The sequence below is a fragment of the Bradyrhizobium sp. CSA207 genome (assembly GCF_029051685.1).
Taxonomy (GTDB): domain Bacteria; phylum Pseudomonadota; class Alphaproteobacteria; order Rhizobiales; family Xanthobacteraceae; genus Bradyrhizobium.
In genome coordinates, this window is sequence record NZ_JAACFT010000002.1 from 30,484 (window position 1) to 45,597 (window position 15,114).

Genomic DNA, 15,114 nt, shown 5'->3' on the forward strand with positions numbered 1-15,114 from the left:
CCGCAGCGTACTGGATGCCCCGCCTTCGCGGGGCATGACAGCGTATATGAGGTGAGAGCTGAACTAGCTCTAGTCGCTATCCCACCCGCTGCCCTTGATCCCCGGATTCGCGTAAACGATCCCGCCATCCACCGCGATGGTCGCGCCCACCACGTAATCGCCCGCGCGCGAGGCCAGATCCTTGAACATGACGCCTCCCTTTGGTTGGCGCTGGTTGTGAGCGGAGAGGGAAGGGGAGTCAATCTCAGCTCGTCGCCCCGGACAAACGGAGCGAAGCGGAGTGCAGATTCGGGACCTATAACCACAGGGAGAAGTTTGGCGGAGACTCGTCGTTCGGAACTTCTAGCGATCACAATCGATGGATTCCGCGGTATGGGTCCCGGATCTGCGCTTACGCTTGTCCGGGACGACAGGAGAGATTGAGGCCTAAGCCGCCGCAAACCGGCGAAAGCCGTTCCACATCGCGGTCGCTGCACCCGAGGTCAGCACCGGCAGAATTCGCGTGTCCTGGTAGTTGCCGTTGAGCGAGACGCGCGGCAGCGCGGTCATCTGGCCGGCGCTCTCGGCGAACAGCATGCCGGGCCGCGTCGTTACCGCGGTCTTGAAGCCGGCCGCTGCCGCCAGTGCGAATTCGCGATTCCCCGCCGACTCGCGGTCGCCATAGGGATAGGCGAAGTGCAGTACCGGCGCCTGCAGCGCGTGCTCGATCCGCAGCTTGCTCACCGTCATCTCCTGCGCGGCGATCTCCTCGCTCTGGCGAGCGAGGTTGCAATGGCTGATGCTGTGCGCGCCGATCGTGACCAGCGGATCGGCGGCGAGCCGGTTCACCTCGTCCCAGGACAGGCAGAGGCCGCGGCACAGCGCAGCGATGTCGACGCCGTATCTGGCGCAGAGCGCTTCGATCTCGCGCTTGAGATCGTGCTCGCCCGGCAACGCGCGCAGCCAGTCGTGCAGGCGGTCGAACGCCGCCTGCTTTGCCGCAGGCGACGTCGCATCGAGTCGCAGCGCGGAATTGCCGATCGGCACGTCGATCTGATCGGCGTTGGCGATCACGGCTTCCAGCGCCGTCCACCACAGCCGTCCCGTGCCTTCGGCGAAATCGCTGGCGACATAGACGGCCAAGGGCGCGTCAAATTCGCGCAGCACCGGCAGGGCAAATTCGAGATTGTCGCGGTAACCGTCGTCGAGGGTGAAGGCGGCGAAGCGGCGGGCGAAGTTGCCCTGCACCAGCCGCTCATGCAACTCGTCCATGCTGACGATGTCGATGTCGCGCGAGCGCAGATGGCTCAGGGCCGCGCGCAGGAAATCGGGGGTGACTTCGAGGTGCCGGTTTGGCTGGAACGCGGCCTCGCGGGCCGGCCGCACATGGTGCAGCATGAAAATAGCGCCGACGCCCGCCAAAAGCGGGCGCAAAAGGTGGTGCGCCCCGCTGAAATAGAGTGCTCCCAGACCGGCGCGGATAACGTTGTTACGCAGTTGTTTCATGACCCGGCTGGTCGACCCCTGGCATTCCGCCTGCAACTTACGGTCACACCCTTGAAGAAAAAGTTATTCCAATTGTCCACGCAGGGTCTTCGGAAGGGCACCATTTCCGGTTTGACAGCCTGCCAAGGGTTTGTTTTGTCTCCGGTTCCAGAGTTCGGGTCGTCGAATGCAAAAGCTTTTCAGGTGGGCCAGCAAATGGTGGCCAGGGTTGATCCCCCTGGCCGTCATGTGGGGATTTGCGGCCTGGAATAACACTTTGTCGGTGGAGGCCGACCTTTCGGCCCGCAGTTCGGCCGCGCTCAAGGACTCCGTTCTGGACAAGACCCGGATCGCGGTCGACGGCCGCGACGTCAGTCTGGCCGCGGATGCCTTCTCCGAGGAGGGGCGCCGCGACGCCGTGATGGCGGTCGAGATCGTCCCGGGCGTGCGCCTGGTCGATGACCGCACCCGCCTTGTTCCCGAGGCAAAACCCTTCGTCTGGAACGCCGAGCGGGACGTCGTGCGGGTGACGCTGTCGGGCTCCGCGCCGTTGCCGTCGATGAAAGGCCGGCTGACAGAGGCGGCCCGCAAGGAGGTCGGCGGGGTCGAGGTGGCCGATCAGATGGGCCTGGCGCGCGGCGCACCACCGCGTTTCGAGGCCGCCGCGATGCTGTTGCTCGACCAGATCGGTAAGCTGAAGGACGGCAAGATCACGATCTCGGACACCAAGGTCAATCTGGCCGGCATGGCCCGCGAACTCGGCGGCCGCGAGGCGATTGCAGCCGCACTCAAGAACCTGCCCGAGGGTTTTTCGATCGCCGCCAACGACATCAAGGCGCCGCCCTACATCTTCCAGGCCTACAAGGACCCGGTTGCCGCGACGGTGACGCTGACTGGCTACGTGCCCGACAACAACGTCCACTCTGCGCTGGCGACCAGCGCGTCGCGGAAGTTCTTCAACGAAAAGGTCGTCGACAATCTCAAGGCCAGCATCGGCGCCCCCAGCTCCTTCAACACGGTCGTGCTCGCCGCGCTTGGCGCGCTGTCGCGGCTGTCGACCGGCACGCTGGTCGTCTCCGATCGCGAGGTGAAGCTATCGGGCGACGCGCTGTACGAAGGTGCTGCCAACGACATTCACGCCGGCCTCGGCAAGGACTTTCCAAAAGCCTGGCAATACAAGCCGGAGATCGCGGTGAAGCCTGCGGCGGGGCCGGTCGATGGCACCGTCTGCCAGCAATTGTTTTCGGACCTCCTGGGCAAAGGCAAGATACGCTTCGCAGCGAAACGCGCTGACATCGATCCGGATTCCGCCGGCATCCTCGATCATCTGATCGAGACGGCACTGCGCTGTCCGACCACCAATATCGAGGTCGCCGGGCACACCGATGCCGATGGCGAGGACGCCTTCAACCGGGCGCTTTCGGAGAAGCGCGCACAGGCGGTGATCGATTATCTGGTCAAGGCCGGCCTGCCCGCCGACCGCTTCACCGCGGTCGGCTATGGCAGCACGCAGCCCGTCGCCGGCAACGAGACTGACGACGGCAAGGCCCAGAACCGCCGCATCGAATTTCTGGTGAGGTGACGATGCCCTATCTCGTTTCGTTCCATCTGGGTTGGCTGATCGGATCGCTGCTGCTGGGGTTTGCGATGGGCTGGATTTCGGTGGTCCAGCGCGGCAACGGCACCTCGAATGTGACCGCGTGCTGGCTTGCTGCGCTTGCCGCCGCGCTGGTCACTGCCTCGTTCGCACATGTGGTCCCAGGCCGCTTCGGCTACTGGCTTGATCTCGGGCTGATCATGTTCGCCTGTTACCTCGTCGGCTGCACCATCGGCGCATGGCTGCGCGACCGGGTGGTCTCGCGCAGCATGCCGGCGGCCTGAAGCCTCTGCCGCTCGACAGCCAGCTCTCCGACCTCGCGATAACGGCTTGATTAGCAAAGCAGATTGCTCAGGAACAAGTTTGCGCTTGACATAAATACGTACGTGCGTATTATAAGCCCATGCCAAAGCCCTCGCTCAAAGACGCCATCCTCGACGCCGGCCTCAAGGTCATGTTTCGGACCGGCTATCACGGCACCAGCGTGCGTGATGTCACCGCTGCGGCGGGCGCACCGCAGGGGTCTTTCACCAATCATTTCCGTTCCAAGGAGGCGTTCGCTTCCGAGGTGCTCGACCGCTACTTCGGCATCACCAGGGGATTGGTCGCCGAAGCCCTCGATGACGCCTTGCTGACGCCGCGCGCGCGGCTCAAGCGCTATCTCGACATCATCACCGGCCGGCTCGAGGCTGACGGCTTTGGCCGCGGCTGCCTGATCGGCGATCTCAGTCTGGAAGCCTCGGGGAGCAGCGAGATGCTGCGCACGCGGCTCGCCGAAATTTTTGCCGCGTGGCGCATGCCGTTTGCGGCCTGCATCGCCGAGGCGCAGATGCGCAACGAGATCGCATCGGATTTCGAGCCGGAGGACCTTGCCGATTTCCTGCTCGCGTCCTGGCAGGGTGCGATCCTGCGCATGAAGGTCGATCGCAATCCCGACGCGCTCGAACGTTTCAAGTCCATCGCATTCCAAACCGTGTTCAGGGAGCCCACATGAGCAAGCCAGCCGAAATCGAAATCCGCAACGCCTCAGTCCTCGGCAGCACGATGGCCTATCGCGAGACGCCTGCGCGCGATCAGCCGGTCGCGCTGTTCCTGCACGGCAATCCCACCTCGTCGCACATCTGGCGCAACATCCTGCCGCTGGTGGCACCGGTGGCGCATTGCATCGCGCCCGATCTCATCGGCTTCGGCCAGTCCGGCAAGCCCGATATCGCCTATCGTTTCTTCGACCACGTCCGCTATCTTGATGCATTCATCGAAGAGCGCGGCATCACATCGGCCTATCTCGTCGCGCAGGACTGGGGCACGGCGCTCGCATTTCATCTCGCCGTGCGCCGGCCGGATCTCGTCCGCGGGCTGGCCTTTATGGAGTTCATCCGGCCGATGCCGACCTGGCAGGATTTCCACCATACCGAAGTCGCGGAGGAGCAAGATCATGCCGAGGCGGCGAGGGCGGTCTTTCGCAAGTTCAGGACGCCGGGCGAGGGCGAGGCCATGATCCTCGAGGCGAATGCGTTCGTCGAGCGTGTGCTGCCCGGCGGTATCGTCCGCAACCTCGGCGACGACGAGATGGCGCCCTATCGCGCACCGTTTCCGACGCCCGAGAGCCGTCGTCCCGTTCTTGCATTTCCCCGCGAACTGCCGATCGCAGGCGAGCCTGCCGATGTCTACGAGGCGCTCCAATCCGCCCATGCGGCGCTGGCGGCATCGTCCTATCCGAAACTGCTGTTCACAGGCGAGCCCGGTGCGCTCGTCGCGCCGGAGTTTGCGGCGCGCTTTGCGGCCTCGCTGACGCATTGCGCGCTCGTTCGCCTCGGAGCCGGACTGCATTTTCTCCAGGAGGATCATCCGGAGGCGATCGGTCGCTCGGTCGCCGGCTGGATCGCCGGCATCGAAGCGGTGCGTCCGCAGCTCGCGGCCTGATAGGAGGATGAGATGTCTGACGTGACCATCGTCTATTGCCGGCCATGCGGCTATGAGAAGCGCGCCAAAGACGCGGCGGCGGCGCTCCGCCGGCACTTGGCGCTGGAGTCGCACCTCGTGCCGGGCAAGGGGGGCGTCTTCCAGGTCAAGCTGGGCGACCGGATTGTCGCCAGCCGCAGTAAAGGGCATTTTCCTGGTACCGACGAAATCGTCGCCGCCGTCACCGCCGCGCGGCACTGAGCTGGGAGGACTTCGTCGATGTCGATTGTCTGGGCCGACGATCTTGCTTGTATCGACTGGCACGAGCTGTCCGCACTCTACCGCATCGCGCCGCTCGGCGACAAAGCGCCGGCGGATCTCGCGCTCGTGTTCGGCAACAGCATGTTTCACGCCTTCGCCTATGACGAAGGCCGCCTCGTCGGTGCCGGGCGCGTGCTGGCCGACGGCCGCGACTGCGCCTACCTCTGTGATGTGGCCGTGCACCCGGATTGTCAGGGACAGGGCCTCGGCCGCGAAATCATCGAGCGCTTGCTGGTGCGCTGCCGCACCCATCGCAAGATCATCCTCTATGCCGTGCCGGGCAAGGAGGGTTTTTACGAACGTCTGGGCTTCCGGCGAATGACCACGGCCATGGCGATTTTCGAGGACCAGGCCAGTGCTTATAGCCGCGGCTATCTAGTCGCACCTTGAGGCCACTCCGGGCGCCGTGACCTTGCAGCGTATCGGAAAATCCATGCACAATGTGATCGGATCGCCCCCTCTTTCAGCAGGCGGGCGCGGTCCATAGATTGATGTCGGCTTAAAACCCGACGGAACATTGTGCGGCCGAAATCATCAAAACTTCACCGCCCCTGCGCAAGATTGCCACGGAGATTCGCGTCAGCCTTGCCGTCGAAAGCGCCAAACCGTGCATCCTGAGCCCGCAAACCTGCCTAAAATATTGAAGGCACGTGATTTTGTTCGTATTGGCGAATTCCACTCCGCCCGAAAACGCGCTAGTGGAGGGTTGGGGGGCCTGCGCGACGCCGGAGCCGGCGGCAAGGGTTCGTTGAGTGCCTGTGCGTCGTTCGCCAGTTCGCCGGCCACCCTGGCCGCTGAAGCGTTGTTTGAGGTCTAGATGCTGGAAGCCATACGCAGGGCGGTGTCGTTTCTGCGCCAGAAGCAAATCCTGCATAAGCTTGGCGTTGTGATTAGCGTCGCGGTCATCGGCATCGCTTGCTATGTGCTCTATCACATGCTGCGAGGCATCGACTTCAACGAGGTGATCGAAGCGATCAAGAGCACCGAGCCGAGCCAGATTGCGATGGCGGCGCTGTTCGTTGCCGCGGGCTATTTCACCCTGACCTTCTACGACCTGTTCGCCGTGCGCGCGATCGGCCATACCCACGTGCCCTATCGCGTCAACGCGCTCGCCGCCTTCACCAGCTACTCGATCGGCCACAATGTCGGCGCCAGCGTCTTCACCGGCGGCGCGGTGCGCTACCGCATCTATTCGGCCTACGGCCTCAACGCGATCGACGTCGCAAAGATCTGCTTCCTTGCCGGCCTGACCTTCTGGCTGGGCAATGCCGCCGTGCTGGGCCTCGGCATCTCCTATCATCCGGAGGCCGCTGCCGCGATTGATCAGATGCCGCCCTGGCTGAACCGGACGCTGGCGATGATGATCCTCGTGGCGCTGATCGGCTATGTGGTCTGGGTCTGGATCCAGCCGCGGGTGGTCGGCCGCGGGCCCTGGACGGTGGTGCTGCCGGGCGGTCCGCTGACGCTGCTCCAGGTCGCCATCGGCATCATCGATCTCGGCTTCTGCGCGCTCGCGATGTACGTGCTGGTCCCGGATGAACCCAATCTCGGCTTCGTCGTGGTCGCCGTGATCTTCGTCTCGGCGACGCTGCTCGGCTTCGCCAGCCACTCGCCCGGGGGCCTCGGCGTGTTCGACGCCGCCATGCTGGTCGGCCTGTGGCAGATGGACCGCGAGGAGCTTCTGGGCGGAATGCTGCTGTTCCGCGTCCTCTATTATCTATCCCCTTTCGTCATATCTGTAATCTTGCTGACGTTTCGCGAAGTTATAATCGGCGCGCGATCCAAGCGCTTGCAACAAGCGGCGCTCAAGCTCGACCCCGGTCCGGCGCGTGAAGCCGCCTATGTGAGAGAGCGCAGCGACAGCGGCGCCTGACCGGCGCAAGCCCCTAGGAGAAGTCCGCCCCGATGGCGATCGACGCCCCATCTTCTCCCTCCGCCCAGCCCTGGTCCGACCGGCTGCGGCACTCGACCATCATCCTGATCGCCGCGGCGCTGGCGCTGTCGGTGGTGGTCTCGCTCGGCGAATTGTCGGTGATGCGAGGGGCGGCGGTGTTCCTCTGCATCGCGGCGGCGGCGCTGATCCCCTGGCGCCTGCACGATACCGCCGCGTCGCGCGACGATACCCGCCGGGTCAATCCGGTCGAGAGCGCCGCGGTGGCCGCGGTCGTCGCCGGCATGCCGGATCCGGCGGTGCTGCTCGACCGCGCCGGCCGCGTCATCCATCTCAATGCCGCCGCCGCCCAGCTGGCGCCGGCGCTGCGCAGGAACGAGCTCGCCCAGTTCGCGCTGCGCTCGCCGGAGATCATCACCGCGCTGCGCGAGGCGATCGCGACCACCGAGCCGCGGCGCGCGACCTATCTCGACCATGTGCCGGTCGATCGCTGGATGGAGCTGATGATCACGCCGGTGCCGGTGCCGACCACCTTTGGCGGCGCCGACAAATGCATGCTGATGACCTTCCACGACCAGACCCCGCTGCGCCGGGTCGAGGAAATGCGCGCCGATTTCGTCGCCAATGCGAGCCACGAATTGCGCACGCCGCTGGCCGCGCTGTCCGGCTTCATCGACACGCTCCAGGGCCAGGCCAAGGACGATCCCAAGGCGCGCGAGCGCTTTCTGGGCATCATGCACAACCAGGCCACCCGGATGGCGCGCCTGATCGACGACCTCTTGTCGTTATCGCGGGTCGAGCTGTCCGCCCATGTCCGGCCTGATACCCTGGTCGACCTGCTGCCGATCATTCTCCAGGTCGCTGACGGGCTCGAACCCCTGGCGCGGGAGCGCCAGGTCGACGTCGAGACTCATTTGCCGGAGGCGCCGGTGATGATCGCGGGCGACCGCGAGGAGCTGCTGCGCCTGTTCGAGAATTTGATCGAGAACGCGCTCAAATACGGTGCCTCGGGGGGGCGGGTCATCGTATCGCTGACCTCTGCCGACGCCCCTGATGGCACCCAGGAAATCCGGGTCATGGTCCGCGATTTCGGCCCCGGCATCGCGCCCGAGCACCTGCCGCGGCTGACCGAGCGCTTCTACCGGGTCGACGTCGGCGATAGCCGCTCGCAGGGCGGCACTGGGCTCGGATTATCGTTGGTGAAACATATCCTTAACCGCCATCGCGGCCGGCTCCTGATCGAAAGCGTGCCCAAACAGGGCGCCACTTTCAGTGCCTGTTTTCCCCAGGGAAAGCCTGCGGCTCTGAACTAAAATGCAAGCAATTGCAGACTCTTATCACTGTCATCCAGCTGTCACGAAACCTTCGTAAAAGCACAGCCGACCGCTCCTAAAGGGGGCGGCACGGGGAGCGCGATCGGGCGCGTAAGGCGCTTCGCTCCCCTGTATGGAGACCAGCATGAATTTCCTCAAAACCATCGTCGTTGCTGGCTTGGTGGCCGCATCGACGTCGGCCTTCGCGGCCGATATCACGGGCGCCGGTGCGACGTTCCCGTTCCCGATCTATTCCAAGTGGGCTGACGCCTACAAGAAGGAGACCGGCAACGGTCTGAATTACCAGTCGATCGGCTCCGGCGGCGGCATCAAGCAGATCCAGGCCAAGACCGTGACCTTCGGCGCGACCGACGCGCCGCTCAAGGCCGAGCAGCTCGAAAAGGACGGCCTCGTGCAGTGGCCCATGGTGATGGGCGCCATCGTTCCCGTCGTCAACATCGAGGGCGTGAAGCCGGGCGAGCTGGTGTTCGACGGCGAGACGCTTGCCAGCGTCTATCTCGGCAAGATCACCAAGTGGGATGATCCGGCCATCAAGAAGCTCAATCCGAACGTGAAGCTGCCGTCCGAGGCGATCACCGTGGTCCGTCGCTCCGACGGTTCGGGCACGACGTTCAACTTCACCAATTATCTCTCCAAGGCGAGCGCTGACTGGAAGAGCAAGGTCGGTGAGGGCACCGCGGTCGAGTGGCCGGTCGGCGTCGGCGCCAAGGGCAATGAAGGCGTCTCCGGCAACATCAGCCAGACCAAGAACTCGATCGGCTATGTCGAGTATGCCTACGCCAAGCAGAACAAGCTCACCTATACCGGCCTCGTCAACAAGGCCGGCAAGCCGGTGCAGCCGACGATCGAGGCCTTCCAGGCGGCCGCCGCCAACGCCGACTGGGCCAAGGCTCCGGGCTACTACGTCATCCTGACCGATCAGCCCGGCGAGAAGTCCTGGCCGATCACGGCGGCGACCTTCATCCTCATGCACAAGGATGCGACCGACAAGGCCGCCTCGCAGGAAGCCATCAAGTTCTTCCGCTGGGCCTTCAAGAGCGGCGGCAAGGCGGCCGAGGAGCTCGACTACATCCCGATGCCGGACAGCGTCGTGAAGCTGATCGAGAAGACCTGGGCTGCCGACATCAAGAGCTGAGCTCTTCTTGTTGCCGAACGCGGTGCAATCTCAAGCGCTGCACCGCGTATCACATGACTTCGGCCCCGGATCAGCGCCGCGCTGCATCCGGGGCACAAGACCGGTGTCACAAGAATCGCAAGAACAAGTATAGTCAGTACAGGGGATCGGCGTGGCAGAGATGGCCGTTCAGAGCGATATCGTCGACGACGCCGGACCGTATGACCGCGCCAAGGCCTTGGGCGCGTTCAAGCTCGGCGATGTCACCTTTTACTGGATCACCCGCCTGAGCGCGATCTCGGTGCTGCTCATCCTCGGCGGCATCATCCTGTCGCTGATCGTCGGCGCCTTCCCGGCGATGAAGGAATTCGGCGTGTCGTTCCTGTGGACGCAGCGCTGGGCGCCCTCCGCCGATCCGCCCGTGCTCGGCGCGCTCGGACCGATATACGGCACCCTCGTCACCTCCTTCATCGCGATGCTGATCGCCATACCGGTCGGTCTCGGCATTGCGATCTTCCTGACCGAGCTGTGCCCGCAATGGCTGCGCCGCCCAATCGGCATGGCGATCGAGCTGCTCGCCGGCATCCCCTCGATCATCTACGGCATGTGGGGCTTCTTCGTGCTGGGCCCGTTCCTGGCAAACACGTTCCAGCCTTTCATGATCAACATCTTCGACGGCGTTCCCGTGCTGGGCGCGATCTTCGCCGGCCCGCCGTCCTATCTCAGCCTGTTCAACGCCGCGCTGATCCTCGCGATCATGGTGCTGCCCTTCATCACCTCGATCTCGGTCGACGTGTTCAAGACCGTGCCGCCCGTGCTGAAAGAGGCCGCCTACGGCGTCGGCTGCACCACCTGGGAAGTCGTTCGCAGCGTGGTGATCCCCTACACCCGCGTCGGCGTCATCGGCGGCGTCATGCTGGCGCTGGGACGCGCGCTCGGCGAGACCATGGCGGTGACCTTCATCATCGGCAATTCGTTCCGCATCTCGGGGTCGATCTTCGCGCCGGGCACCACGATCTCGGCGGCGATCGCTTCCGAGTTCGCCGAGAGCGACGGCCTGCACCAGTCCGGCCTGATCCTGCTCGGCCTGCTGCTGTTCGTGCTGACGTTCTTCGTGCTTGCAGCGGCGCGGCTGATGCTGATGCGGTTGGAAAAGAAGGCGGGGAACTGACGCCATGAACCCGATTTATTCACGCCGCCGCCGCCAGGACATCGTCGTCCGCGGGCTCTGTATGGGCGCCGCCGCCTTCGGCGTCACCTGGCTTGCGCTGATCCTGGTCACGCTGCTCTACAACGGCGTGGCCGGTCTCAACGCCCAGATCTTCACCGAGAATACGCCGCCGCCCGGCTCGACCGATGGCGGCCTGCTCAACGCCATCGTCGGTTCGCTGATGATGACCGTGATCGGCGTCGGCATCGGTGCGCCGCTCGGCATGTTCGCCGGCACCTATCTCGCCGAATACGGCCGCAACGACAAGCTGACCTCGGTGATCCGCTTCATCAACGACATCCTGCTCTCGGCACCCTCGATCATCATCGGCCTGTTCATCTACGGCGCCGTGGTGGTGCCGATGCGCGGCTTCTCGGCGATCGCCGGCTGCCTCGCGCTCGCCGTGATCGTGATCCCGGTGGTGCTGCGCACGACGGAGGACATGCTGCTGCTGGTGCCGAACGCGTTGCGCGAGGCGGCCTCGGCGCTCGGCCTGCCGCGCTCGCTGGTGATCAAGCGGATCGCCTACCGCTCTGCGCGCGCGGGCCTTATCACCGGCGTGCTGCTGGCCACCGCCCGCGTCGCCGGCGAAACCGCGCCGCTGCTGTTCACCGCGCTGTCGAACCAGTTCTTCAGCCTGGACATGACCAAGACGATGGCGAACCTGCCGGTCACCATCAACAATTTCGTGCAGAGCCCCTACGCCTACTGGAAGCAGCTGGCCTGGAGCGGAGCCCTGCTCATCACCCTGACCGTTCTTGCCCTGAATATTGGCGCGCGCATCCTTGGCGCCGAGAGGACCGCAAAATGAGTGATCTGTCCGTATCGATGAGCGCGGCCGGTGGACTTCCCCAGACGCCGGTGCTGCCCGAGGCGCCGCCCAAGGTGACGGTGCGCAACCTCAACTTCTATTACGGCGAGCACCACGCGCTGAAGAACATCAATCTGACGCTTGGCACCAATCGCGTCACGGCGTTCATCGGCCCGTCGGGCTGCGGCAAGTCGACCCTGCTGCGCGTCTTCAACCGGATGTACGATCTCTATCCGGGCCAGCGTGCCACCGGCCAGCTCATGCTCGACCAGACCAACGTTCTCGATTCAAAGCTCGACCTCAACCTGCTGCGCGCCCGCGTCGGCATGGTGTTCCAGAAGCCGACGCCGTTCCCGATGACGATCTACGAGAACATCGCCTTCGGCATCCGCCTCTATGAGAAGATCTCGAAGTCCGAGATGGACGTTCGCGTCGAGAAGGCGCTGCGCGGCGGCGCGCTGTGGAACGAGGTCAAGGACAAGCTCAACGCTTCGGGCCTGTCGCTCTCCGGCGGCCAGCAGCAGCGCCTCTGCATCGCCCGCACGGTCGCGGTGCGGCCCGAGGTGATCTTGTTCGACGAGCCCTGCTCGGCGCTGGACCCGATCTCGACTGCCAAGGTCGAGGAACTGATCCAGGAGCTCTCCGAGAACTACACGATCGCGATCGTCACCCACAACATGCAGCAGGCGGCCCGCGTTTCCGACAAGACTGCCTTCATGTATCTCGGCGAGCTGATCGAGTTCGACGACACCAGCAGGATCTTCACGTCGCCGAGCGATCGGCGCACGCAGGATTACATCACCGGCCGGTTCGGCTGAGGAGACGGGACATGGGTTCTGAACATACCGCAAAGGCCTTCGACACCGACCTCCAGGAGCTCACCCGGCTGGTCGCCGAGATGGGCGGAATTGCCGAGCGCATGATCGTCGAGTCCGTCGATGCGCTGATCCGGCGCGACGTCGCGCTCGGCCAGCGCGTCGTCACCATCGACGCCGAGCTCGACGCGCTGCAGAAGCGCATCGAGGAGCGCGCCGTGCTCACCATCGCCCGCCGCCAGCCGATGGCCGTCGATTTGCGCGAGATCGTCGGCGCCATGCGCGTTGCGACCGATCTCGAGCGCATCGGCGATCTCGCCAAGAACATGGGCAAGCGCGTCGCGGCGCTGGAGACGGACTTTCATCCGCTCAAGCTGTTCCGTGGTCTGGAACACATGACCGACCTCGTGCAGCAGCAGGTCAAATCGGTGCTGGACGCCTATGCCGCGCATGATCTGCCAGCGGCGATGGCGGTGTGGAAGGGCGACGAGGAAGTCGATGCCATCTGCACCTCGCTGTTCCGCGAACTCCTCACCTACATGATGGAGGATCCGCGCAACATCTCGTTCTGCATCCACCTGATGTTCTGCGCCAAGAACATCGAGCGCATTGGCGACCACGCCACCAACATCGCCGAGACCGTGTTCTACATGATCGAAGGTCAGGCCATCACCGACAAGCGGCCGAAGGGCGACATGACGACCTTCGCCACCACGGTTCCGAATACCTGAAGACTCAAGGGAGCAACGAGCCCATGGGCGCACGCATTATGGTGGTTGAGGACGAGGAAGCTCTGACCGAGCTTCTCCGCTACAACCTCGAAGGCGACGGCTATGACGTCGAGACGGTGATGCGCGGCGACGACGCCGACACCCGCCTCAAGGAGCATATCCCGGACCTGATCGTGCTCGACTGGATGCTGCCGGGGCTGTCCGGCATCGAGCTGTGCCGGCGGCTTCGCACCCGGCCGGAGACCAAGCAGCTCCCGATCATCATGCTCACCGCCCGCGGCGAGGAGAGCGAGCGGGTACGGGGATTAGCGACCGGCGCCGACGACTACATCGTCAAGCCCTTCTCGGTGCCCGAGCTCCTGGCGCGCGTGAAGGGCCTGCTCAGGCGCGCAAGCCCGGAGCGGCTCGCCACCGTGCTCGCCTTCGGCGACATCGAGCTCGATCGCGACAAACGCCGCGTCGCGCGTTCGGGCCGTCCGATTGATCTCGGTCCGACCGAATATCGCCTGCTGGAGTTCTTCCTGGAGCATCCCGGCCGGGTGTTCTCGCGCGAGCAGCTGCTCGACAGCGTCTGGGGCCGCGACATCTATATCGACGAGCGTACCGTCGACGTGCACATCGGCCGCCTGCGCAAGCTGCTCAATCTCGGCCGCGAACAAGACCCGATCCGCACCGTCCGCGGCGCCGGTTACGCACTGGACGATCGTTTTGCGAAGGCGGAGCAGGCTTAAGCCGCGCTGCGTCAACAATCACAGCCGTCGTCCCGGACAAGCGTAAGCGCAGATCCGGGACCCATAACCACAGGACGTGGTTGTTGCGCGAAAAAGGTCACTCCGAGTCTCCGTAACCACATCTTGCGGTGGCTATGGATCCCGGATCTGCGCGCGCTTGAGGCGCGCTTGTCCGGGACGACACTGAATGATTTGCGCGGTCATCGTGTGACGGCGCTATCCTTGCAGTCAGCTAATCCGCCAGCTTACCGCGGCCCCGGCTTCGCCGGTGCACGCCTGCGATCAGCCGCCGGCTGGTACGCAACACGCGAGTGCTGGGCGCAGTAGGGCAGGCCGGACAGCGCCCTGCCGCCGCAGAAGAAGAAATCGGGGCTCGAGGGATCGCCGACGGGCCAGTGACAGGTCGCCTCGTTCAATTCCAGCAGCGACAGCCGCTGGCTCATCGGCACCACGTTGTCGTAGGTGACCGGATCCGGCTCTACCTCGACCTCGAAGGCCTGCGCCAGCGCGGTATTGCCGCGCGAGATCGGACGGCTCACCCGCATCATGTGCTGCGCCGGGCGCGCCTTGCGCGGCCGGGGAGCAGCGGATGAAGGGCTCTTGGCGCGGCCGGACAGGCCGAGCCGGTGCACCTTTCCGATCACGGCGTTGCGGGTCACATTGCCGAGCTCAGCCGCGATCTGGCTGGCCGAAAGTCCGGCCTCCCAGAGCTTTTTCAGCTGCTCGACGCGATCATCCGACCATGTCAAAACCGTCATTGCACCCTTTCCCTCGCTATGCGCCGGCCATACAGGGCCTCACAGCGAATGCCTAAGCCTTGAAAAACCCGTGCCGCCAGAATCCCTTAAGGCTCGCCGGACGCGCGAAGTGCGCCCGAACGTTACGCCGGTACATGAGGACTTAGAGATCAGAACCGCTGCACGAGATGTCGTATCTGACAAGCCAAACGCTACAATATGGCGTGACTCACGCGCAAGAGTCCGCCGACTCGCTTCCACATGTTCCGTGGCTAAAACTCGCAGAATCGGCACCGCAAGACTACGGATTCAGCGTTTCGCGAGGCTTTCCGGCGGCATTGACACCGGTTTTACCAGGCATAAGATAGTGTCACGTGCCGCCCTTAAAAGGCGGCACGTTTCGTTTTTCGGGTCGGTCAATGGTGCGCTGCGTAAGCGCGTTGAGGCCGGCCTCAA

16 protein-coding genes and 1 pseudogene are annotated in these 15,114 nt (G+C 64.3%); 14 read left to right on the plus strand and 3 right to left on the minus strand.

From position 1 onward, the window contains the following. Positions 1-69 precede the first annotated feature (69 nt). A pseudogene (locus tag GWG65_RS01870) lies at positions 70-177 on the minus strand (3-oxoacyl-ACP reductase); the annotation flags it as partial. Between the two features lie 249 nt (positions 178-426). Continuing rightward, entirely contained in the window at positions 427-1,485 is a 1,059-nt protein-coding gene (locus GWG65_RS01875) for a polysaccharide deacetylase family protein (RefSeq protein WP_275193599.1), read from the minus strand. A gap of 166 nt (positions 1,486-1,651) precedes the next feature. On the opposite strand from GWG65_RS01875, the gene GWG65_RS01880 reads away from it, so the two are divergent. From GWG65_RS01880 to phoB, 14 genes are all read left to right on the plus strand, one after another. After that, complete coding sequence (locus GWG65_RS01880) at positions 1,652-3,046, plus strand: OmpA family protein (RefSeq protein ID WP_275193600.1); 1,395 nt, start codon at positions 1,652-1,654, stop codon at positions 3,044-3,046. Between the two features lie 2 nt (positions 3,047-3,048). Beyond that, positions 3,049-3,345, plus strand: a complete 297-nt coding sequence (locus tag GWG65_RS01885) for a hypothetical protein (RefSeq protein WP_275193601.1) — start codon at positions 3,049-3,051, stop codon at positions 3,343-3,345. 119 nt (positions 3,346-3,464) lie between these two features. After that, a complete protein-coding gene (locus tag GWG65_RS01890) occupies positions 3,465-4,055 on the plus strand; it encodes a TetR/AcrR family transcriptional regulator (protein ID WP_275193602.1) in 591 nt (196 codons plus the stop codon). Continuing rightward, positions 4,052-4,984, plus strand: coding sequence for a haloalkane dehalogenase (locus tag GWG65_RS01895; protein ID WP_275193603.1), 933 nt, complete (start codon positions 4,052-4,054; stop codon positions 4,982-4,984). The genes GWG65_RS01890 and GWG65_RS01895 overlap by 4 nt, the downstream gene beginning before the upstream one ends. 12 nt (positions 4,985-4,996) lie before the next feature. Continuing rightward, on the plus strand, positions 4,997-5,224 hold the full coding sequence (locus GWG65_RS01900) for an Rdx family protein (RefSeq protein ID WP_275193604.1): 228 nt from the start codon (positions 4,997-4,999) through the stop codon (positions 5,222-5,224). Positions 5,225-5,242: 18 nt separating this feature from the next. Continuing rightward, positions 5,243-5,674 (plus strand): GNAT family N-acetyltransferase, encoded by a 432-nt coding sequence (locus GWG65_RS01905; RefSeq protein ID WP_275193606.1) that lies wholly within the window; start codon positions 5,243-5,245, stop codon positions 5,672-5,674. 427 nt (positions 5,675-6,101) lie between these two features. Next, complete coding sequence (locus GWG65_RS01910) at positions 6,102-7,157, plus strand: lysylphosphatidylglycerol synthase domain-containing protein (RefSeq protein WP_275193607.1); 1,056 nt, start codon at positions 6,102-6,104, stop codon at positions 7,155-7,157. 32 nt (positions 7,158-7,189) lie between these two features. After that, on the plus strand, positions 7,190-8,488 hold the full coding sequence (locus GWG65_RS01915) for an ATP-binding protein (RefSeq protein ID WP_275193608.1): 1,299 nt from the start codon (positions 7,190-7,192) through the stop codon (positions 8,486-8,488). 145 nt (positions 8,489-8,633) lie between these two features. Further along, positions 8,634-9,644, plus strand: a complete 1,011-nt coding sequence (gene pstS, locus GWG65_RS01920) for a phosphate ABC transporter substrate-binding protein PstS (protein ID WP_275193609.1) — start codon at positions 8,634-8,636, stop codon at positions 9,642-9,644. Between the two features lie 160 nt (positions 9,645-9,804). Continuing rightward, positions 9,805-10,794 carry a phosphate ABC transporter permease subunit PstC gene (gene pstC, locus GWG65_RS01925; RefSeq protein WP_275193926.1) on the plus strand — a complete coding sequence of 330 codons (990 nt, stop codon included), beginning with the start codon at positions 9,805-9,807 and terminating at the stop codon, positions 10,792-10,794. A 4-nt stretch (positions 10,795-10,798) separates the two neighbouring features. Continuing rightward, a complete protein-coding gene (gene pstA / locus GWG65_RS01930; protein WP_275193610.1) occupies positions 10,799-11,644 on the plus strand; it encodes a phosphate ABC transporter permease PstA in 846 nt (281 codons plus the stop codon). Then, complete coding sequence (pstB, locus tag GWG65_RS01935; RefSeq protein ID WP_275193611.1) at positions 11,641-12,462, plus strand: phosphate ABC transporter ATP-binding protein PstB; 822 nt, start codon at positions 11,641-11,643, stop codon at positions 12,460-12,462. Before pstA ends, pstB begins: the two co-directional genes overlap by 4 nt. Positions 12,463-12,473: 11 nt before the next feature. After that, positions 12,474-13,190: a phosphate signaling complex protein PhoU gene (gene phoU / locus GWG65_RS01940; protein ID WP_275193612.1), complete on the plus strand. Its 717-nt coding sequence runs from the start codon at positions 12,474-12,476 to the stop codon at positions 13,188-13,190. A gap of 23 nt (positions 13,191-13,213) precedes the next feature. After that, positions 13,214-13,921: a phosphate regulon transcriptional regulator PhoB gene (gene phoB / locus GWG65_RS01945; RefSeq protein ID WP_097661713.1), complete on the plus strand. Its 708-nt coding sequence runs from the start codon at positions 13,214-13,216 to the stop codon at positions 13,919-13,921. A 245-nt stretch (positions 13,922-14,166) separates the two neighbouring features. Here phoB and GWG65_RS01950 read toward each other — a convergent pair whose 3' ends face one another. Next, the gene (locus GWG65_RS01950; RefSeq protein WP_275193614.1) at positions 14,167-14,679 is read right to left on the minus strand and encodes a GcrA family cell cycle regulator; all 513 of its coding nucleotides are present in this window, start codon (positions 14,677-14,679) and stop codon (positions 14,167-14,169) included. Positions 14,680-15,114 lie beyond the last annotated feature (435 nt).